General features: G+C 41.9%; 15 protein-coding genes. 10 read left to right on the forward strand and 5 right to left on the reverse strand.

From position 1 onward, the window contains the following. From ACK1I8_RS06255 to ACK1I8_RS06300, 10 genes are all read left to right on the forward strand, one after another. Complete coding sequence (locus ACK1I8_RS06255) at positions 1–1,533, forward strand: SusD/RagB family nutrient-binding outer membrane lipoprotein (RefSeq protein WP_412468478.1); 1,533 nt, start codon at positions 1–3, stop codon at positions 1,531–1,533. A 63-nt stretch (positions 1,534–1,596) separates the two neighbouring features. Continuing rightward, positions 1,597–3,231 carry an alpha-L-fucosidase gene (locus ACK1I8_RS06260; RefSeq protein WP_412468479.1) on the forward strand — a complete coding sequence of 545 codons (1,635 nt, stop codon included), beginning with the start codon at positions 1,597–1,599 and terminating at the stop codon, positions 3,229–3,231. 3 nt (positions 3,232–3,234) lie between these two features. Then, positions 3,235–5,550 carry a family 20 glycosylhydrolase gene (locus ACK1I8_RS06265; RefSeq protein ID WP_412468480.1) on the forward strand — a complete coding sequence of 772 codons (2,316 nt, stop codon included), beginning with the start codon at positions 3,235–3,237 and terminating at the stop codon, positions 5,548–5,550. Then, on the forward strand, positions 5,551–6,867 hold the full coding sequence (locus tag ACK1I8_RS06270) for a gluconate:H+ symporter (RefSeq protein WP_412468481.1): 1,317 nt from the start codon (positions 5,551–5,553) through the stop codon (positions 6,865–6,867). Positions 6,868–6,885: 18 nt separating this feature from the next. Further along, entirely contained in the window at positions 6,886–7,356 is a 471-nt protein-coding gene (locus ACK1I8_RS06275; RefSeq protein ID WP_412468482.1) for a RidA family protein, read from the forward strand. A gap of 1 nt (position 7,357) precedes the next feature. Continuing rightward, positions 7,358–8,473, forward strand: coding sequence for a D-TA family PLP-dependent enzyme (locus ACK1I8_RS06280; protein ID WP_412468483.1), 1,116 nt, complete (start codon positions 7,358–7,360; stop codon positions 8,471–8,473). A gap of 10 nt (positions 8,474–8,483) precedes the next feature. Beyond that, a complete protein-coding gene (locus ACK1I8_RS06285) occupies positions 8,484–9,554 on the forward strand; it encodes a dipeptidase (protein ID WP_412468484.1) in 1,071 nt (356 codons plus the stop codon). A gap of 11 nt (positions 9,555–9,565) precedes the next feature. After that, entirely contained in the window at positions 9,566–11,959 is a 2,394-nt protein-coding gene (locus ACK1I8_RS06290) for a glycoside hydrolase family 3 N-terminal domain-containing protein (RefSeq protein ID WP_412468485.1), read from the forward strand. Positions 11,960–12,585: 626 nt separating this feature from the next. Further along, positions 12,586–15,057 carry a TonB-dependent siderophore receptor gene (locus tag ACK1I8_RS06295; RefSeq protein WP_412468486.1) on the forward strand — a complete coding sequence of 824 codons (2,472 nt, stop codon included), beginning with the start codon at positions 12,586–12,588 and terminating at the stop codon, positions 15,055–15,057. Continuing rightward, positions 15,057–16,247, forward strand: a complete 1,191-nt coding sequence (locus tag ACK1I8_RS06300; RefSeq protein ID WP_412468487.1) for a PepSY-associated TM helix domain-containing protein — start codon at positions 15,057–15,059, stop codon at positions 16,245–16,247. Before ACK1I8_RS06295 ends, ACK1I8_RS06300 begins: the two co-directional genes overlap by 1 nt. A 330-nt stretch (positions 16,248–16,577) precedes the next feature. On the opposite strand, the gene ACK1I8_RS06305 is transcribed toward ACK1I8_RS06300, so the two are convergent. The 5 genes from ACK1I8_RS06305 to ACK1I8_RS06325 all read right to left on the reverse strand — a co-directional run bounded on the left by ACK1I8_RS06305 (position 16,578) and on the right by ACK1I8_RS06325 (position 21,084). Next, positions 16,578–16,883 carry a hypothetical protein gene (locus ACK1I8_RS06305; protein WP_412468488.1) on the reverse strand — a complete coding sequence of 102 codons (306 nt, stop codon included), beginning with the start codon at positions 16,881–16,883 and terminating at the stop codon, positions 16,578–16,580. An 84-nt stretch (positions 16,884–16,967) separates the two neighbouring features. Further along, a complete protein-coding gene (locus ACK1I8_RS06310; RefSeq protein ID WP_412468489.1) occupies positions 16,968–17,408 on the reverse strand; it encodes an Hsp20/alpha crystallin family protein in 441 nt (146 codons plus the stop codon). A 276-nt stretch (positions 17,409–17,684) separates the two neighbouring features. After that, complete coding sequence (locus tag ACK1I8_RS06315; protein ID WP_412468490.1) at positions 17,685–19,877, reverse strand: hypothetical protein; 2,193 nt, start codon at positions 19,875–19,877, stop codon at positions 17,685–17,687. 341 nt (positions 19,878–20,218) lie between these two features. Continuing rightward, on the reverse strand, positions 20,219–20,773 hold the full coding sequence (locus ACK1I8_RS06320; RefSeq protein ID WP_412468491.1) for a hypothetical protein: 555 nt from the start codon (positions 20,771–20,773) through the stop codon (positions 20,219–20,221). Positions 20,774–20,814: 41 nt separating this feature from the next. Further along, positions 20,815–21,084 (reverse strand): hypothetical protein, encoded by a 270-nt coding sequence (locus tag ACK1I8_RS06325; RefSeq protein ID WP_412468492.1) that lies wholly within the window; start codon positions 21,082–21,084, stop codon positions 20,815–20,817. Between the last annotated feature and the right edge of the window lie 228 nt (positions 21,085–21,312).

Consider the following 21,312-nt stretch of genomic DNA (forward strand, 5'->3'; position numbering starts at 1 on the left):
ATGAAAAAAATAATAAATAAATATAAATCAGCTGTTTGCGTTGCACTAACCAGTGCACTTTTAGCTTCATGTACCAAAGATTTTCAGGAAATTAATACCGATCCTGAATCTTCGACGATTATTCAGCCAGCTTATGTCTTTACTAAAGCGCAATATGATGGTGCCAAAAATAACCTTAATTTGTTGCTGGGAACGATGCAGTATACCACCAGTTTTAACGATGTGGCAGGCTTCGGATCGAAATATGTTTCCAGTCAAAGCCAGCAGTCTATGGCCCAGTTCAGTAATGCCTACTATCAGGAAATTAATGAGCTGGCACTGGTGATCAATGCCGTAAAAAACGATCCCGAACAGGTGAATTTATTAGCTGCTGCACGTATCTGGAGAGCTTACTGCTTTAGTCGCATTACCGATTTATATGGCGATATTCCGTATACCGAAGCCGCCCAGGGTTATACCAATTCGAATTATAAACCAGCCTACGATGCGCAAAGAAATATCTATCTGGACATGCTGAAGGAACTGGATGAATCCGCATCAAGTTTAAATGCAGCGAAAGGTACTTTTGGTCAGGCTGATTTGATTTATGCCGGCAATACCGTTAAATGGAAGAAATTTGCGTACTCCCTAATGCTCCGTTTAGGCATGCGTTTAACCAAGGTGGATGCCACATTGGCTGAAACCTGGGTGAAAAAGGCAATAGCCGGAGGTGTGATCACCGATGATGCCGATATCGCTAAAATCGTTTACATGAGTGCCGGCCAGGATATCAATAAAAATCCCATTGCCTTAAGTCTGTATAATAGTGACTATATCAAGGCTGATGGTACCAGCAACCCTGAAGGTGGAAAATATCAGAATACGTTCATTACTTACATGAAAAACAATAAAGATCCGCGTTTAGGGATTCTTTCTGTGGTTTATGTAAATGGTGTTGCCGATACTTCTATGGCGATACAAAAAGGCATGCCAGCTACGTTGAGCTCAAAACCTACTGATTTTGTAACCTATTCAGAACCCAATCAGAAAACTGTGCTGGCCTTGGGTGGAGCGAAGCTCATATATACAACAGCCGAAACCAATTTCCTTTTGGCCGAAGCGGTTTTACGTGGATGGTATACTGGTAGCACAGCCGCTGCACTTTACGAATCAGGGATCCGTGCCGCCATGAAACAATGGGCAATCATTGCTCCAGCTGATGGAATTATCACCGATTTGCAGATCAATACTTATATCAAATACCACCCGTTTAATACCACTGGAACGTTTGATGCAAAAATGCAACAGATTTATACTGAATATTGGCTGGCAGCATTTCCTGATGCACAGGAGGCTTTCTCCAGTTACAGGAGGACAGGTTATCCGGCTTTGGTGCCCGTAAATTATGTTGGAAATGCTACAGGTGGCCGGATTTTCAGAAGAATGTTATATCCACTTTCTGAGCAGAATTTAAACCGTGCATCACTTGATGCGGCTATCGCCCGTCAGGGTGCAGACGATTTCATGACCCGCATCTGGTGGGACAAATTATAAATATGCTAATGATATCCGGCGGGGCGCACAAAGCTTTGCCGGATGAATTAAACGATCCGAAGAATGATATACCGAATACTATTAGTCTGTTTATTTTTTACAGGTACTGTTTCTGCGCAACGAAATGATGTGGTAGAAGATGAAACTTCCAGTAATTACAACTTAAACAAACCTGAACGTGAGGAATGGTTACGCAACACCGGGGCGGGTTTATTTATCCACTTCAATGTAGATGCACAACTGGGTGTAGTGATCAGCCACTCTTTGGTCGGCGCTTCTGATGATTATACAGACCGGTACTTCAGCGAACTTCCCAAAACATTTGATCCATCATCTTTTAATCCTAAAGAAATTGCCGAATTGGCCAAACTGGCCGGTATGAAATACATTGTGTTTACCACCAAGCACCATGCTGGCTTTTGTTTTTGGGATACGAAAACTACAGACTTTAAAATTACCAATACACCATATAAAAAAGACCTCCTGAAAGAATTTGTAAAAGCTACACGGGATGCCGGGCTGGATGTTGGTTTTTATTTTTCGCCGGAAGATTTTAATTTTCTTTATAAACACAAAATTCCTATCAGCAGAAATATCACCAACCTGGATGAGGCGACCAAAAAGGAATATGCAGCATATAACCGTAAACAAACCGAAGAGCTGATGCAGAATTATGGTAAGATAGATGTTTTATTTATTGATGGTGATCCGAAAGAAGCTGTTAAAGAAACCGCGTGGAAAATGCAGCCTGATATTCTGATTACCCGAGGTGCAATATTAACGCCTGAACAAACCTTACCAGGGGCTAAAATTACGCAGCCATGGTTATCGCCGATTACAATTGGTACGGCCTGGCAGTACCAACCTACTAATGAGCGATATAAATCAGGTTCGCAATTAATCGAGTTATTGATCGAGGCCCGCTCGAAAGGCGGTTCATTGTTGCTTAATGTGGGGCCAAAGGCAAATGGTGCATTGCCCAACGAGCAGGAAGACCGTTTACGTGAAATGGGGGCCTGGTATTTTATCAACCATGAGGCCATGGACAATGTGCGCAGCTGGGTGGTGAGTAAAGAACAAAATATCTACTTTACCCAAAAAGCGCCGGGAACTTTATTTGCCCTTGTGATGGATGCCAAAAACTGGAAAGAGGGTGAACGCAAAACTTTTATTTTAAAATCTGCCAAGGCTACTGCAAACACAAAAATCAGTGTGCTGGGACAAAACAGTAAGATTATTGAATACAAACCTGATCTGGATGTATCGTCCAGATTTAAGCAAACGGCCAATGGTCTTGAGCTTTCCGTAGTGAAGGCACAGCGTATTTACGACGATCACCGCTGGCCAAATCCTGTAGTAATTAAGCTTGAAAATATTGAGCCTGTATTTACAGAAGCCGCTATGGTACAGAGTGGTGATTACCAGGTTGCTGCAGGTGTTGCTACGCTCAATGGCAAAGTGCTTAACTACCCTAAAATTAAACCCGTACGGGCAAGGTTTTACTATCGTCCATACCTGGGGCAGGTAGAAACACTTTATGCGGGCGATTGGAAAATGAGTCCCTGGATAAATATCAGGACGGATGGAACTTTTAGCGGAACAGTAAAATTACCTAAAGGTGCTTACGAATATAAAGCCGTTGTAGAACAGCAAAATGTAATGATAGATGGAGAAAATAAAGTTTTAAACTTACCTTAGGGGATGGTAAAAGGTTTTATGATGATGTATCTCCTCAATCAATTTCTTTTAGATCGGATAAAATGCGTTGCCTTGCTTTTTGCATTGGTGGTCCAGTTTTTTCCGGCTGAAGTATTGGCGCAGGGACATAGGGGTTCGGGCATTATTCCGAAACCGGCTGTTGAAATAAAGCAGACCGGGAGTTTTATAATCCAAAAGACGACCAGGTTGCATATTTCCGGTTCTGCTAAGCTGAGTACATCGTTTTTTGATCAGTACCTTCAGGATTTATCGGGTTTTACACTGTCGCGAAGCCATAAGCCAGCGGCCAAAGGGATCAATCTAATGGTTGATGCCCGCCTGAAGTTGAAATCAGAAGGTTACTTACTTGATGTTTCCCGGAAGGGCATTACCATTAAAGCCATTGATGAAAAAGGGCTGTTTTACGGCTTACAATCGCTGGTGCAGCTGATCAGGAAGAATGGCAAGGTGACATCGGTACCAGCATATCGCATTCAGGATGAACCACGTTTCGCTTATCGCGGGATGCATCTGGATGTGGCCCGACACTTATTTAGTGTTCAATCGATAAAAAAATGGCTGGATATGCTGGCGTTTTACAAGATCAATACTTTTCATTGGCATTTAACCGACGATCAGGGGTGGCGGATAGAGATCAAACAGTACCCCTTGCTGCAAAGTTTTTCGGCTTATCGTAAAGAAACGTTGATCGGACACAAAAGGACAAATCCTCACCGTTTTGACGGTAAAAGATATGGTGGTTATTATACACAGGAAGAAATAAAAGACATTGTGGCTTATGCCAGCGCCCGCCAGATTACCACGATACCCGAAATAGAAATGCCAGGACACGCACAGGCCGTGCTGGCGGCCTATCCCAATCTTGGTTGTACCGGCGGACCTTACCAAACGGCAACCTATTGGGGCGTATTTGATGATGTTTTCTGTGCAGGCAATGAAGAAACCTTCCATTTCCTTGAAGGTGTGCTGGATGAAGTAATTCCGTTGTTTCCTTCTGCCTATATCCACATCGGTGGTGATGAATGTCCTAAAAACCGCTGGCATAACTGCCCCAAATGCCAGAAAAGAATTAAAGTGGAGAAGCTTAACGACGAACACGAACTTCAGGCTTATTTTATTGCCCGTATGGAGCGTTACCTGAATGCGAAAGGTAAAAAGATTATCGGCTGGGATGAGATTTTGGAAGGTGGTTTGGCGCCCGATGCTACGGTTATGAGCTGGCGTGGTTTGGAAGGCGGCATTGCTGCGGCCAAGCTGAAACACGACGTCATCATGACGCCTGAAAAATTTCTTTATCTGGATTACTATCAATCGCTTTATAAAACGGAACAAACCGCTGCAGGTGGCTATCTTCCATTAAAAAAAGTGTATGATTATGAACCTATGCCCGCTGAACTGAATGCAGAAGAACAACAATATATCAAAGGTGTTCAGGCAAATGTTTGGAGTGAATATCTGAGCGATGCTTCTAAAGCGGAGTACATGATCTTTCCCCGTGTGATAGCCCTTGCAGAAATCGCATGGTCGCGTCAGGAGAATAAGCTTTATCCTGATTTCCTGGCCCGATTAATGGCAAATGAGCGGTTTTTAAAACACCTGAATTATTCAACCGCTTTTTATGATATTACCGGCGAAAGCGTAAATGATGCAAAAGCTTTTGCCTTAAGTACTGATTTGCCAAATGCCGAAATCCGGTATACGCTAAATGACAAAAAACCTGGTTTGAGCAGCACAAAATATTCCGGCCCGATTCGCATTATGCAATCGGCAAGAATAAAAGCCCAGCTTTTTAAGGCCGGCAAGCCGGTAGGGAAAATGTTTGAACAGGCAATGGTTAAAAATATGGCAACAGGTAAAAAAGTTACACTTGCCCATAGCGGACAAGGCAACTATAACATCGATGCCCAACGTTTAACCAATGGTATTCAGGGATCGTATTTATACAATAATGGCGAATGGCTGGGGCTCAGCGGCGGTGATTTTGAAGCCCTGGTTGATTTAGGCGAAGAAAAAACGATACGTGAGGTGGGCATTAATACCTTAAACTATCAGTGGCAAAAAATGCATCCGCCTAAACTCCTTTTAATAGAAGTTTCAACTGATCAGCAGGTTTACAAAGAGGTATCAAGACAAACCGTTTTCAGTGTGGAAGGTATCAATGCAGCCCTGCATAAAATTACTCCTATAAAGGCCCGGTACATACGCATTAAAGCGAGTAATATTGGAGTCATTCCCGACGGTTTTTATGGTGCCGGAACAAAAGCCTGGCTAATGTTAGATGAGATTATCGTAAATTAAATGACTATACTAATTGTTCTGTTTTGCATCGCACTATTAATTGTACTGATCTCAGTTTTTAAGATCAATGCTTTCATCTCTTTTTTGCTGGTAGCATTTATGGCTGGTTTAGCATTAGGCTTACCTCCTGCAAAAATCCCCGCCAGTATAGAAAAGGGTATGGGCGACGTACTGGGTTCCTTGGCAATCATCATTACCGCAGGTGCGATGTTAGGTAAACTGGTGGCCGAAAGTGGCGCTGCACAAAAAATTGCGCAGGTAAGTATGCAGGTATTTGGACAAAAGTATATTCAATGGGCGATGGTACTTACCGGATTTCTGATCGGTATTCCTCTTTACTATGGCATTGGTTTTGTATTGATGGTACCCCTCATTTTCTCTGTGGTTTACCGCTACAGATTACCTGCTTTATATATTGGTCTGCCCATGCTTGCCGCATTATCGGTCACCCATGGTTTTTTACCTCCTCATCCATCGCCAGCAGCTTTGGTGGTGCAATTTAAGGCAGATATGGGGTTAACCTTGTTATATGGTCTGGCCGTTTCTATCCCTGCAATTGTTATCGGCGGCCCCATGTTTTCGCGGACACTAAAAAATATTACGGCCGTACCGATCGCTTCCTTCAGTGCTGCTGAACGAGCTGAACAGGATCTTCCCAGTGGTTTTAAAAGTTTTTTTACCGCCTTACTCCCTGTGATATTATTAGCTGCTGCATCTTTTCTTCCGCTCTTACTGGGCCATGATTCAGTGATTTTACCTTACATTTTATTTGCCGGTCACCCTTCTGTGGTGATGCTGATCGTATTGATCGCAGCTACCTGGTTATTAGGCTTGTCTCAAGGTAAAAAGATGACGGAAATTATGGGCATTTACGGTGATGCGGTAAAAGACATTGCCTTGATTTTACTGATTATTGCCGGATCTGGATCTTTGAAGGAGATTTTAACCGAAAGCGGTGTGAGCAACCAGATTGCGGCTTATCTGCAGCATGTTGAGCTGGAGCCATTATTTCTGGCCTGGCTGATTGCTGCTCTGATCCGCTTTTGTGTGGGGTCTGCAACGGTTGCGGGTTTAACCACTGCGGGTATCATTGTACCCTTAATGGAGCAAACGCATACCAATCCAAATCTGATGGTACTGGCGGTAGGAGCCGGGAGCCTCATGTTCTCACACGTTAACGATGCCGGATTCTGGATGTTTAAAGAATATTTTGGTCTAAGTTTAAAAGATACCTTCAAATCATGGGCATTAATGGAGTCAATTGTTGGTATTGTTGGTTTACTTGGCATACTTTTGCTTCACGTGATTATCGCTTAATTATAACACATATATAAAATGGAAAATTTAACTCCCGACGAACGCTTCGAACAATTAAAACTGAACCTTCCACCTGCGCCTGCGCCATTAGGCGTGTACAAGCCTTGCCTGGTTGATGGAAAATATCTTTATTTAAGTGGCCACGGACCGGTGCAGGATGATAAATCACTCATTATCGGCCGGATCGGATCGGATTTAAATCAGGAAGAAGGTAAACTTGCCGCTTTGCAGGTAGGTTTAACCATGTTATCAACAATCAAAGCCAATTTAGGCAGTCTGAATAAAGTTAAACGCGTAATTAAAGTATTGGGCATGGTAAACTGTACGCCTGAGTTTGAGAAACATCCTTTCATTATTAACGGATGCAGCGAGCTTTTTGCAAAAGTTTGGGGTAATGAAAACGGGATTGGTGTACGCAGTGCGGTAGGTTTCGGCTCATTGCCTGATAATATCCCGGTAGAGATTGAGGCCTTATTTGAACTATTTTAAAATGGAGCAAGAGCAAGCCTGGTACCTGTTACCTGATGAAGAGCGTATTGAAACGCCATCGCTTATTTTTTATGAGGAACGTTTGAAGGCGAATATCAGTTTACTGAAAAGTAAGATTGACCGGGTAAGCCGGTTACGACCTCATGTAAAAACCTATAAGTGCAGGGAAATTACCAGGCTGCTACTATCGGCAGGCATCAACAAATTCAAATGTGCCACTATTGCCGAGGCAGAAATGCTGGCAATGGATCAGGTGCCTGATGTTTTGCTCGCTTATCAACCGGTGGCCGAAAATATCAGCCGCTTTTTTAAACTTAAAAGTCAGTATCCGGATACGGCTTTTAGCTGTCTGGCAGATCACCCAAAAATAGCCGAGCAGCTTTCGGCAATGGCGATTAAAGAGGATGTAACAGTTGATGTTTACATCGATTTGAATGTCGGCATGAACAGAACAGGCATATCTCCGGATCAAGCCTTATCGTTAGTGAAAAGCCTGCGGCGTCTTACCGGTTTAAGGATAAAGGGTTTACATGCCTATGATGGCCATATTCATGATGCAGCTATGGAAGTAAGGATGGAGAAATCGGCACCTGTTATCAAACAGTTGTCTGATTTGCAGGAAAAGCTTGAGGCATATTTAGGATATGACCTTAGAATTGTTGCCGGCGGTACACCTACCTTTCCGATCTATGCCTCTGAAACCGATTTTGAATGTAGTCCCGGTACTTTTATTCTTTGGGATAAGGGTTATCAGGATGCTTACCCCGAACAGGCATTTTATACTGCCGCGTTGGTCGCCAGCAGGGTAGTTTCCCTTCCGGATGATGGATGGATATGTACAGACCTTGGACACAAAGCGGTGGCGGCAGAAAAGGAATTGAAAAACCGTGTGTTTTTTATCAGTGCCCCGCTTCTTGAAGTTCAAAGCCAGAGTGAAGAACACCTGGTATTGCGCAACACCACACCTGAAAACTATTTGCCTGGCGATATGCTGTATGGATTGCCTTATCATGTTTGTCCAACTGTTGCCCTCCATGAAAAAGCCATTTGTCTGAAGGCAGATCAATCCATCGAGTATTGGGAAATTATATCCCGAAAAAGAAAAATAACCATTTAAAAAATTAAGCATGTTTACGATAGACGCCCATTTGGATTTAAGCATGAATGCCCTGGAATGGAACCGTGATTTAACAAAGGAGGTTTCAGCCATCAACCAGCGTGAAGCAGGATTAACCGACAAACCGGACCGCGCGCTGGCAACCGTGTCGCTACCAGAGCTGCGTAAAGGAAATATTGGTTTGGTGGTGGCCACACAGATTGCGAGATATGTGGCGCCTGATAATCATTTGCCTGGCTGGCATTCTCCTGAACAAGCCTGGGCGCAAACCCAAGGGCAGCTGGCCTGGTACAAAGCCATGGAAGATGCCGGTGAAATGTTCCAGGTTCATAACCTCGAAACACTGGAAAAACATATCAACTTATGGCAAAATGATCAGCCTTCTAGTGAAAAGCCTGTGGGCTATATTCTCAGTCTGGAAGGTGCAGATTCATTTGTTACGCCCAAGCATCTCGAACGGGCATGGCAAAACGGCTTACGTGCTGTTGGCCCTGCGCATTATGGTCCCGGCCGCTATGCACAGGGAACGGATGCAACAGGCAAAATGACTGCATCAGGGTATGAATTGTTAAAGGAAATGGAAAGATTAAATATAATCTTAGATGCTACGCATTTATGCGATGATAGTTTTTGGGATGCCCTGGGCCGTTTCAACGGACACATCTGGGCTTCGCACAATAATTGTCGCAGTTTGGTAAACCATAACCGTCAGTATAGCGATCAACAGATTAATGCACTTATTGATCGTGGTGCTGTAATTGGAGCGGCACTCGATGCCTGGATGATGGTGCCTAACTGGCAACGAGGTATTTCACAGCCTAAGGCGATGAATTGTAACCTTGAAGTGATGATTGATCATATTGACCACATTTGTCAGCTTGCTGGTAATGCATTACATGTGGGCGTCGGTTCAGATCTGGATGGTGCCTTTGGCAAAGAACAGTGTCCTTACGATCTTGAAACCATTGCTGATTTACAGAAAGTACCTGATTTATTTATAAAAAGAGGCTATACCGATACGGATGTCGAAAACCTGATGCACGGAAACTGGTTACGTTTTCTGAAAAAGGCCTGGGCATAATTTTATTTGATATGACTAAAAAAATTCAAATTGTCTTATGTCTGGGGCTGGCATTTTCAACATTGTGCCTCCCAGCCTTCGCACAAAACAAAAGCACACTTCCCTTATATAAAAATGCAAAAGCACCAATAGAAAACCGGATTAACGATTTGCTTTCGCGGATGACGGTTGAGGAAAAAGTCGGGCAGATTTCCATGCCGTTAGGCTGGCCTATGTACAATAAAAACGGTGATGAAGTTGAGGTAAGTGATGCCTTTAAAAAATCATTAAAAGAATCGTACACCGGGATGTTATGGGCTACATTACGGGCAGATCCCTGGACTAAAAAGACACTGGCAAATGGATTAAATCCTGAACTGGCCGCAAAAGCTACAAACGCCATTCAGAAATATGCGATCGAAAATACGCGTTTGGGTATCCCTGTATTGCTCTCTGAGGAAGCGCCACATGGCCACATGGCTATTGGCACAACCGTTTTTCCAACTTCAATAGGGCAAAGCAGTACCTTTAATCCGGAGTTGATTGAGAAAATGGCCAGCGCAATTGCCGAAGAAACACGCGTACAGGGCGGGCATGTTGGCTATGGACCAGTGCTTGACCTGGCACGGGAACCCAGGTGGTCGAGGGTGGAAGAAACCTATGGTGAAGACCATGTATTGATCAGCAGAATGGGCGAAGCAATGGTGAAAGGTTTACAGGGAAAATCGATTAATAGTGGAGTAAATGTAGTGGCCACCTTAAAACATCTGGCCGCCTATGGTGCACCGGAGGGCGGACATAACGGAAGCAGCATTAACCTGGGCATGCGCACCTTGCAGCAGTTTTACCTACCGCAATTTAAGGCCGCTGTAAAAGCGGGTGTACTGTCGGTGATGACCTCGTATAATTCTATTGACGGTATTCCGTGTTCTGCTAATGAGGTTTTGATGAAAGAAATCCTGCGTAAAGACTGGGGTTTTAAAGGTTTTGTGGTGTCTGATCTCAACAGTATTTCGGGATTAAAATCAAACCATCATGTTGCGGAAACAGCAGCAGATGCGGCTGCATTGGCTATTAATGCCGGTTTGGATGCCGATTTGAGTGGAGTAGGTTACGGAAAGGCTTTACTTGATGCGATTAAACAAGGTAAAGTGTCTAAAAAGGTACTGGATACTGCCGTGAGTAGGGTGCTGCGGATAAAATTCCGGATGGGTCTATTTGAAAATCCTTATGTAAATCCTCAGGTAGCTAAACAGCAGGTCAGAAATGCCGAAAAAATCAGGCTTGCCCGTGAGGTTGCAAGAGAATCGGTAATTTTATTAAAGAACCAGAATCAGCTGCTTCCATTGAGCAAAAAATTAAAAAGTATCGCTGTTATAGGCCCAAATGCCGATAATGTATATAACCAGCTGGGCGATTACACCGCGCCACAGGCAGCAGGCAATGTGGTTACCGTTTTACAGGGAATTAAAAACAAACTGGGGGAAACAACCAAGATCAATTATGTAAAAGGTTGTGCCATCCGTGATACCCTTTCGAGCAGGATTGATGACGCGGTGATGGCAGCGGGAAAATCGGATGCTGTGGTAATCGTGTTGGGCGGATCCAGCGCCCGTGATTTTAAAACGGAATATATCGAAACCGGTGCGGCAAAAGTGGATGCAAAAGCACAAACAGTTAGCGACATGGAAAGCGGCGAGGGTTATGACCGCGCAACACTTGATTTAATGGGCGACCAGATGAAGCTGTTGAAAGCAGTAATGAAAACAGGAAAACCTGTTGTACTGGTATTAATTAAAGGAAGGCCTTTAAATTTAAACTGGGCTGCGGAAAATGTTCCCGCTATTCTCGATGCCTGGTATCCGGGGCAGGAAGGAGGTAATGCAATTGCTGATGTACTCTTCGGCGATTATAACCCTGCGGGAAGGTTAACCATTTCAGTTCCCAAATCTGTTGGCCAGTTACCCGTTTATTACAACTCGCGTTATCCGGAGAAGCATGATTATATAGAAATGGATGCTAAGCCTTTATATCCCTTTGGATATGGGTTAAGTTATACCACCTTTGCTTATCAGAATCTTCAGATAGAGCCTGGTCCCGGTCAAAAAACAGTAAATGTTAAGATAGATTTGAAAAATACAGGGTCAACAGATGGTGAGGAAGTGGTGCAACTTTATCTGCAACATAAAAAATCATCGGTGGTAATGCCTGTTAAACAACTCATCAAGTTTAAACGGGTTGCCTTAAAAGCGGGAGAACAAAAGACTATCAGTTTCAGTATAAACCAATCAGATCTTGAAATTTATAACCAGAAGATGCAATGGGAAGTAGAAGCGGGCACTTATCATTTAATGGTGGGTGGTTCATCAGACGATATTAAGCTGGAAAAGGATTTTTTGGTTCATCAACCGGCTATACTCCACTAATAGATTTTAAAAAATGTTGCTGAAGCAAATACTTTAAACCCAAGGTTATATTGTACTCAGAAAATGAGTTGATAAAAACGCGGTTGAAAGGCCCCGAAACGGGTTTATGATAACGATATTTGGGACAGATTTTCAACTGCTAACCTCTGCCATTGGAAGACTCAATGTAAAATTGTCATCTGGCGGGAAGCATAGTCGTATTGGAGAGATCTTTGTACCTGCTATGAATCAGCTTAAAAGATTTTGCTTTGTAGAATCATCGGATTCTCATCTGTGAGGAAATAATACGCCAAGTCCATTTGGTTTCTTTAACATCGGTTATTGACGTTGATTTTTATACGATAAATCATGCTTGATGCCGATAATGATGGTTACAACCTTATTTTGCTTCGCTTTAGCGGAGCTTAAAAATATCTAACGCTCATTAATCGACATAACCAATACATTTTTCGGAAGAGGAGGTTATTTAATAATAATGTCTGCCTCAATTCTTATTAACCCATTTGTTGAAAAAATCCACAGCTTTTTAAGTTTAGAATTAATCTAAATAATTTTTTATTTGTCATAATAATATTTTACTTTCGTCATTATATTTATTAAGTCTAAATAATAATTATTCGTTTTAAATGGAAAAAAACTTTACTAAACCGCTAATTTTAATTAATCTGCTGGCACTATTATGTATTGATGTTTTTGCGCAACAAAAGATCACCGTACAAGGTACCGTAAAAGATAGCCAAGGCGTGGCCATATCTGGAGTTAACGTGAGCGCCCAGGGCACCAATTTTTATACTACTACCAATAACCGTGGGATATACAAGCTGCAGCTGAATCCAGGGAAAGCAATATTGCATTTTAATTTTATCGGCTTTAAAGAGATTGTAAAAAACCTGGATTTAAGTGGGAGAGTTGTTGAGGAAAACATCGTTATGCTGGAATCTACCGATGATCTGCAGCAGGTGGAAATTACCGGACGTAAAGAGAAAACCTATAAAACCAAGGCTACTTTTATCGGTAAAATAGAAAACGAACTTAGGGATATTCCACAGTCGGTATCTTATGCCAGTAAAGAGCTTATTGCAGATCAGGGCTTGATGCGTGTAGGTGAAGTGGTGAAGAACTTTAGCGGCGTAAACCAGTTTAGCTTTTATGATGACTTAACCATCAGGGGATTTCGTGTAAATGGGCAGAGCAATACCCAATTATTGAATGGTTTAAGAACCAGTACAGGTTTCTGGAAACAGTCGCTGGCAAATTACCTGGAGCGGGTTGAAGTTTTAAAAGGTCCGTCATCGGCTCTTTTCGGTAATGCAAGTCCGGGTGGGGTTGTTAACCGCGTAACCAAAAAGCCACTCGATGAAACGCGAAGAACAGTCAGCCTGACCATGGGTAGCTTTAATACATTCAGGGGACTTGCAGATTTTACCGGCCCTGCAACAAAAGACAGTACCTTGCTTTATCGGTTGAACCTGGGTTATGAAAATGCCGAAACCTTCAGAGACCTGATGTTCGACCGTAACGTCGTCATTGCACCGTCGCTTACATTTGTTCCGTCAGAAAAGACAAGGATCAACTTTGATCTCGTTTATACTGATTCTAAAAGCAGACTGGATAGAGGACAGCCCATTTTTGGTAGTTTTGACTTAAATTCTACCCCGCAGTCACTTTCATTGAATACCACCAATGATTATTTAAATGAGTTGACCTATAACGCCACTATTTCAATCACCCATAAGATTACCGATAACCTGAGTCTGAATGCCTCTTACCTGAAAACAGGCTATTCAGAAGATTTAAACGAACACCGTACATCGAATGCTTATGGAGTTGATGCAAATGGTGCGGCTATCAACAACCTTGCAGGAATGTATGTGCAAATTAGAAAACGCAAAAGGTTTATCGATAATTTTTCAGGTTATGTTAATTATACACCAAAAACAGGAATAGTGGAGCATAAGATCGTGGCTGGTTATGATTTCGGTAGTGAAAAATTACCTGTAGGAGGTTCGCAGTTAACGGCCGGCGGTTACCGTAATGCGGCAAATAACGGAGCAATTGCCAATTATGTACCTGCTAACAAGTCAAAATATCTTTTGGATGCAGCAGGAAACCCGGTCCCCAATGTTCCGCATTTTAATTTGAGTGATCCGCTGTCTTCGCAAAGAATGCAGGATGACAGCAAACTTTTCTTTACACCATCAATAGTAGCCCCTACATATTATTATCTGAACTCAGGTTACCTACAAGATCAGTTCAAAATCGGTGCTTTGCAGGTGTTGGCCGGAATACGTTATGAATATTATACAGATTTTGCTGGTTACAAGACTCAAGCGGAAGTTAAAACGCATTCGTATGCATGGCTGCCACGCTTAGGAGCTGTTTATAGCATTAACCCCAATATTAATTTTTATGGAAGTTATGTAGAAGGTTATAACCCTCAAACCGCTGCAAACATCGCAAACCCTAATGCCGGTGGACCATTTGATCCGTTGAAAAGCAATATGGTAGAATTTGGTGCCAAGACAAGCTGGTTCAGGGATCAGTTGAGTGTAAGTGCAGCAGTTTACCAAATTAAACAAACCGGTGCATTATATGCCACACCTGGTGTAGTCGATGTTTTAAGGCAGATTGGCGATGAGCAATCGAGGGGTTTTGAAATGGATGTGATTGGCAAGATTATGCCAAACTGGAATGTGATTGCTTCTTATTCTTACAACAGGGCCAAAATACTGGAGAGTGGAACAGTTGGAGAAATAGGCATACAGAAACCCAACGCACCAAAAAATACAGCCAATTTATGGAGCAGATATACATTTATTGAAGGCTTAGCTAAAGGATTGGGTATCGGGTTGGGTATTAACTATACCGACAGGCGTAACCTGTTCTACGATCCCAAATTTTCACCAGAGAACCAGATTACCATTCCATCTTTCACACTTTTTAATGCTGCTTTATTTTATAATATCGGTAAACTCCAGCTGCAGCTCAATGCCAATAACATCGGTAATAAAAAACATTGGGTAGGTGGTTATGATTACCTGCGCTTGTTTCCTGGTCAACCCGAAAATTATATGTTTACTATTGGCTATTCATTTTAATGGCGAAGCGCGGGCTGAGAAAAATAGCGGGTTGGCTCCATTTATGGATTGGCCTGATTACAGGTCTCGTAGTGGTTGTTGTTTCGTTAACCGGATGCATTTATGTGTTTGATGAGGAAATTTTCGATAGCATTCATCAAGATATCGTTTATGTCAAAAAAACCGGCCCTGCAAGGCCGGTTTCTGAATTGCTGGCCAATGCCCAGCATGCAGTTGGAAAAGATAAAGAGCTGAGTAATGTTAAAATTAGCTCGGATAACAAGAGTTATATTTTCTCCGGATTTAAAATTAACGACCGAAAGAAAATAAACTTTTCCTACTTTAGCCAGTTCGAATACCTGGATGAAGTTTATGTAAACCAGTATACCGGAAAAGTTTTAGGCGTAATGGATATGCGCTACGAGTTTTTCAACGTGGTAGAACAGTTGCACAGACAGCTGCTCCTTGTTAAACCCATCGGCAGCCCATTGGTTGGCGTTTGCATACTCAGTTATCTGGCAACGCTCATTACCGGATTTATTTTATGGCTGCCCAAAAATTACAGGCAATTCAAAAAAAGTATTACTGTTAAATGGAATGCCAAATGGAAAAGGGTCAACTACGATCTTCACAATAGCCTTGGTTTTTATGTACTACCTGTCGCCATGCTGATCGCCATAACCGGATTAGTATGGTCTTTCAAGTGGTGGGAAGCAGGAATTTACCGGATTCTCGGAGACAAAGGAAAAGCCGGATTTAGCAGAACACTTCCTAAAATCGATGCGGCAGATACAAGCCTGAACAAAATTGACATGATCCATTACCGCCTGCTCAAAAAGCTTGGAAATAACTGGACGAAAATAGGAATAGGTATTCCGACAAAAAAAAATAAAGTTTCGATGTCTTTTGTGCAGATCGAAAGTAACGATGCCTGGAGGGGAATTAGTTATTATTTTTATGATGGCAGGACAGGGGATCTTATCGACGAGCTTCCACATGATAAAAAAACGCTTGGTATGAAATGGAGAAATTCCAATCTGGAGCTTCATACCGGAAGGATTTATGGCCTGTGGTCGCAACTTGTGGCTTTTCTGGCTTCATTGATCAGTGCTTCGTTGCCCATATCCGGTTTTTTGATTTGGTGGGGGAAAAGAAACAAAAGTAAAAAGGGGAAAGGTAGTGCTGCTAAAAGTTCGGCCTCGCCCTCGTAAATTTATCTTACGGAAAGGATCCTGAAACAAGTTCAGGATGACGTATTCAGCTAATTCGCTAGCTAATGGTTTCCATTTGGAAACTCCATGTAAGAATCGTCATCTCCCATGGTTTATCAAACTGATTTTTTCTTCCCGCTAGTATGAGGAGAAGAAAGATTGGCAATCGTTTAACTAAAAGGCAAGGTGAACTTTCGTCGGCTGAAGCAACACGCGGTGCCTGTCGGTATAGGCGGGGAGAGATCTATCTTAAAAGCAAAACCCCCAATTGAGTCAGGAAGACAATAATTAAAAGGGTATCGGCACGATCCCCTTTTCTTCAAATATTAATTATTCCACACCAATACTTCCATTCTCCAAGTGATCAATGCGGAATATTTCCTTTGAAATAATAGCAATGTTTTCTTTTAGTTCATCCAGGTTACAATTTTTAGTGCCAATGAGAATGGGCAGTTCCATTATTTCTTCCATAAATTCTATTTTTAATGAACATCCAGGTGCATCTTCTGCACTGCCTTTTAGCTGGGAGAAAATTTCGTTGGCTTCCTTTTTATTTTTGCCAAGAGAAAATTTGCCATAGGTAACTTTTCCTGCTGGTCCCTGAAGGCTGATGTTGATGGTGAAACGGGTTTCCATAGCTAAATTTTTGTATCTTTTCAAAATGGTTAGAGAGCGGGCATGATCAAATAAAAAGTGCCGCATTTCGCGGCACTTGAGATGTTATTGTATTTCGATCTGTCTGGAAACCGCTTTGGCTTCTTCCTTTTTAGGAATGTTAAGATGGAGGATACCATCTGTATAAGCGGCCTGGATATGCTCAACATCGGCACTTTCAGGAAGGGTAAATGCTCTGGTAAATGCCGAATAACTATATTCCCGTCTGTTATAGGTTTTACCTTCATTATTGTTTTCGGTATGCTGTGCGGTAGAAATGGTCAGCATATCTTTCTCAATAGACACTTTGAAATCGTCTTTCTTTAGTCCCGGTGCAGCCAGTTCGATGTGGTATTCTTCATTCGTTTCAGAAATATTAACTGCTGGTACGCTGCTTAAGCGACGATCGGTAAAAAAAGTATCGCCTAATACGGATTCGAAGATGTCATTAAAGCCTGGCAATAATGAACTGTTCTTTTTTTCTGGATTGAATTTAACCAATGTCATAGTTTTTTCTCCTTTTAATGTTTTAATAATAAATGGACTATAAATCAATTAATTTATCACTTCAACCTTATTCAAAGGTTTCACATTGGGTTTATCAAGTGCTGTGCCAGGGCCTTTTAGGTCGGTTAAGAATGGTTTTTTCTGCAAAAAATTCATTTTTTATGAAAATTTTGCAGTGCCATTGCTGAAATTTTTTCAGTTTAACAACCGGTTTTATATTTACAAGAGCATAAGAAAACAAACATGGCTTTTACGTTCATAAATGGATAGATAGGTCTATTTCCAATAAATGGTGATCCGCTCATCCGCGGCAACAAAACATTCTAAATCGTGCATTTTATTTTTTACAATTGCCAGTTTTCCGGGAGAGACAGTAAACTTTAGCTTCGGGTCTACTCTCTTGTTTACTTCACCCGTAATTCTCAATCTTGCCATAGTACTGTGGTGGCCTTGTAGTAAAAACGTAACTTTACCTTTGCCTTTTCTGATGCCGTGCATTGGTGCATCACAGAATATCAAAAAAGATTCACCATCGAGTCTGATGTATTGGCGGGGCAGTATACCAAAAGCATTACCCGCTCCATATACTTCCTGTCCAACAGTGCCGCTCGGCTCCGTGCCATCATGCAGATCTTCCAGTGCAATCCAAAGGTTTCTATCTACTTCGCCCATTTTTACTTCATCAGAGAGCATTTCGGGAGGGAGCATCGGTGGGTAATAGTAAGCAGCTCTGTTAATCAAAAAACGGATGTATTCAGCACATAATAACCTCACACTGTCCGGTATTTCAACACCATGCGCATGGTTGAGGTAATCATGAAAGGCACAAAAAACTTCCTGCTCTTCATAAACCGCAGTGTAAGGTGCATCTGTGAGCGGAAAGAGTGCAAAAAACGTTGGAAAGTGTTTTCCAAACCCATAATTACAATCCCACAACTGCACATTCTGGAATATGGAAGCAATACAGTTATAACTGAGTTCGAGATATTTTTGTTTTTTTGTTATCTTGTATAATCTTAACAGCGCTCCTGCAGAGAACGCCGTATTATTTGCCTGGTACATGAGTTTGAATTCAATTTTGGCCAGTTTATTTGCAGCCCGCTCTGCTTCCAGCAGATATTTTTTATTGTTGGTAAGTTCATAAGCTTGCAACATCACATGTGCGTAGAGTCCGGGAACATCCTGCTCTCCACCCTCACCAGGTTTGGTCTCCGCTTTTACAATTTCCAGCGTATCCATTTTGTAAAACACAGGCCAATCATAACGGAATTTTTTCGCAACTTTAATGGCAAAACCAAGTGAATCTAAAAATAAGGTTTCGGCAACCTTATCGCCCTTTAAGGCCAATCTGGAAAGGTTAAGCAGGGGATGGTGAAGGTACCACGAATCCATAACCATGGGCATTTTTTGTTCTTCCTCTCCTTTCAGCTTCGATTCAGCCGCAGGGTGCCAACGCAGCAGTGTCTTCAATTTTTGATCATAAAAAGATGGCAGTCCTTCCTTTATGGTTTTGATTACTTCGAGGCTTTTGCCACTCCATTCCACATAATCTACCAGTGGTAAAAGAACAGCAAGTTGAACCATAATTTCAGGAGGCGTATCATAATCGCTTACATAGGCATTGAAGTAGCTGTGGCCATCAAGCTGTGACCAGCATCCCGGGCTCTCGATCAGGTCTTTCATTCCTTTTTCTAGTATTTCGGGCCAATTTTTATAGCTTGTTTGGGGTTTTTCAAATCTGGTATAGATCGCGCCAAGCATATCAAGATAATCCCTGCTGAGGTTATCAGTGCTTTTTTTATATTCCTTAAAGCAAACCAAAGCATCGCTGAGCTGAATTTCTGCTCCCTTGGCAAGTTCCTTAATAGGTGAGGGTGGAAGCGCAAGCCCGACCTCGGGAACCTCGCCACCTACCACATCCGCAAGAGCGGTTCCCGTGTGCTCGGCATATGGACATAGACTGGTGAGGTTCTGAAAATATAACATCCTTAAAGATCTTTCAGGAAAATCCATAAACAGAAGTCCGGTACGGTTTCCGACCTGACTATGCCTGATATCACCCATATCCTTTTGCGGACATAAAAGATTGCCGATGGTGAGGATATCCCTCGGCCAGAACGGTACAGTTATCGTTTCACGAAGCTTTAATGAACTGCGATATTTTAATATGGGAAATTCCGCATCTTCAATGGCTATATCGATTTTAAAATCACCTACTGCCGAAGATGCCGTAACATGAGTCTGATCTGCCGATTGCCTGATTGTCAGATTTTCCAAATCTCCGCCAGGAGAAAAACAGGTGCGGAAAAATAGAGGTTCACACTTTTTCTTTTCAAGCTTTACCCATACTGAATCGCCGGTATCTGTGATCTTAAAGCTTAATTTTTGAATGTTTCTTTGATGACGTTCGGTATGGTGATTTTTGAAGCAGTCCAGTGCACTAATGGCCCAAGGAGATATTCCTTTCATAGATTTCGGGTTAATGATTTTTTAATTTGTTAATCCGATCACTTCGTTATCATGACCATGATCTGAAAAACAAGAAATGGTTAGCAGGACTTTAATTCATCTGCAAAGAATTGATAGAAATACTGTATCCAATTCTTTGGGTTGATATTCTATAAAACAAGGTGAGTGAAGTAATGGTTTTAACCTTTAAATCGACATTGGTGCCGTAGGCAATGTAGTTGTTAAATCGTAAATCACTTCAGTTTTTCATCATTTGTCAACTGAAGTTTGATTGAGAAAGGTCCTGATCTTTTTTAAAATATCCATTAAGCCTTTAATTGGTCAGTGCATATGAAATAAGACTACTGCATACGTTCAAAATAGATGATATGATTATCGAAGATACCCTGATAAGGATTCCCTTCTGCCCGGAAACCATTGGCTAAAAGAAATCGCTGACTGCTAGGCGTTGCTGAGGTAGAAAAAATAATGCCCTGGTGATTACTGATTTTGTTGAGTAACATCCGTTTTAATGTACCACTGATTCCTTTATTGCGAACCGATTCGATGGTAAAGGAATAACCGATTTCTAAAAATGGTCTATCTATATCTGTAATAATACCAGCTTTTTTATGCACATCCTGAAGGTAAGCTATAGTAGGCCTTTTAATAGCCGAAATGCCCACCAGTTTTTTGCCATTGTAGCAGAAGGCGAGAAACGCTGCGTTAAAGATCTTAGCAGGAAGATCAACAGCCGAAACTTTATTCCCTCTTCTCAATAATAAATAAAAGTGATGGAGCTGGATCATTGAACAATCATAAGGCCTTTTGATTTCAAAATGGCAGTTCCTGGTAAAATTCAGCTGATCATGATGGTCCTGATAAAATACCAGGCCGGTAGATATATTTTGGTTCATCAGATAAATTTAGGTTAGAATAAAATGCCGGTTAAGGCAGCCTATTTGTTCTTGACGATTAACGATGTGCGTAACGGACCTGATAAGGCAAGCATTTCGCAAATTTTATCGTTCCAATCGATCAATGCATCTTCTGGAGAGGTGCCAATGCCTGAAACATCATGTTCTTCTTCAAAAGATAATACCGCGTAAAAGCAATCACCATCCTGATATACGGAGGGTTTAAACTGCATCACAAATGCGGGTAACCTGTATCTGCTATAATCAAAATCTACCAGTTTCCCGGGGATCGTTCGGACCTGCTGTTTCATAGCCTAACGTATTATTAAAACATTGTTGTTTACCAGTTTGTACGGATGGTAAGCAAGCGAAGCTGTAAATTAGGAAAGCGATGTTTACTCCAGGTTAGCAGGTTGTTGTTTAATTGTTAAATATGAGATATATGATGGCCAATAAAGATAAATTTCCTGCGGTATTAATCTTTTTAATATAGATACAGTCGAACCAACATGGTACCCACAATGAAGCTCGAAAAGAAA

This window comes from Pedobacter sp. KLB.chiD (assembly GCF_047040275.1).
GTDB lineage: Bacteria > Bacteroidota > Bacteroidia > Sphingobacteriales > Sphingobacteriaceae > Pedobacter.

Excerpts from the sequence above, each read along its gene's own strand:
- ACK1I8_RS06255 (WP_412468478.1), top strand. The coding sequence starts at position 1 with ATGAAAAAAATAATAAATAAATATAAATCAGCTGTTTGCGTTGCACTA.
- ACK1I8_RS06260 (WP_412468479.1), top strand. The coding sequence starts at position 1,597 with ATGATATACCGAATACTATTAGTCTGTTTATTTTTTACAGGTACTGTT.
- ACK1I8_RS06265 (WP_412468480.1), top strand. The coding sequence starts at position 3,235 with ATGGTAAAAGGTTTTATGATGATGTATCTCCTCAATCAATTTCTTTTA.
- ACK1I8_RS06270 (WP_412468481.1), top strand. The coding sequence starts at position 5,551 with ATGACTATACTAATTGTTCTGTTTTGCATCGCACTATTAATTGTACTG.
- ACK1I8_RS06275 (WP_412468482.1), top strand. The coding sequence starts at position 6,886 with ATGGAAAATTTAACTCCCGACGAACGCTTCGAACAATTAAAACTGAAC.
- ACK1I8_RS06280 (WP_412468483.1), top strand. The coding sequence starts at position 7,358 with ATGGAGCAAGAGCAAGCCTGGTACCTGTTACCTGATGAAGAGCGTATT.
- ACK1I8_RS06285 (WP_412468484.1), top strand. The coding sequence starts at position 8,484 with ATGTTTACGATAGACGCCCATTTGGATTTAAGCATGAATGCCCTGGAA.
- ACK1I8_RS06290 (WP_412468485.1), top strand. The coding sequence starts at position 9,566 with ATGACTAAAAAAATTCAAATTGTCTTATGTCTGGGGCTGGCATTTTCA.
- ACK1I8_RS06295 (WP_412468486.1), top strand. The coding sequence starts at position 12,586 with ATGGAAAAAAACTTTACTAAACCGCTAATTTTAATTAATCTGCTGGCA.
- ACK1I8_RS06300 (WP_412468487.1), top strand. The coding sequence starts at position 15,057 with ATGGCGAAGCGCGGGCTGAGAAAAATAGCGGGTTGGCTCCATTTATGG.
- ACK1I8_RS06305 (WP_412468488.1), bottom strand. The coding sequence starts at position 16,883 with ATGGAAACCCGTTTCACCATCAACATCAGCCTTCAGGGACCAGCAGGA.
- ACK1I8_RS06310 (WP_412468489.1), bottom strand. The coding sequence starts at position 17,408 with ATGACATTGGTTAAATTCAATCCAGAAAAAAAGAACAGTTCATTATTG.
- ACK1I8_RS06315 (WP_412468490.1), bottom strand. The coding sequence starts at position 19,877 with ATGAAAGGAATATCTCCTTGGGCCATTAGTGCACTGGACTGCTTCAAA.
- ACK1I8_RS06320 (WP_412468491.1), bottom strand. The coding sequence starts at position 20,773 with ATGAACCAAAATATATCTACCGGCCTGGTATTTTATCAGGACCATCAT.
- ACK1I8_RS06325 (WP_412468492.1), bottom strand. The coding sequence starts at position 21,084 with ATGAAACAGCAGGTCCGAACGATCCCCGGGAAACTGGTAGATTTTGAT.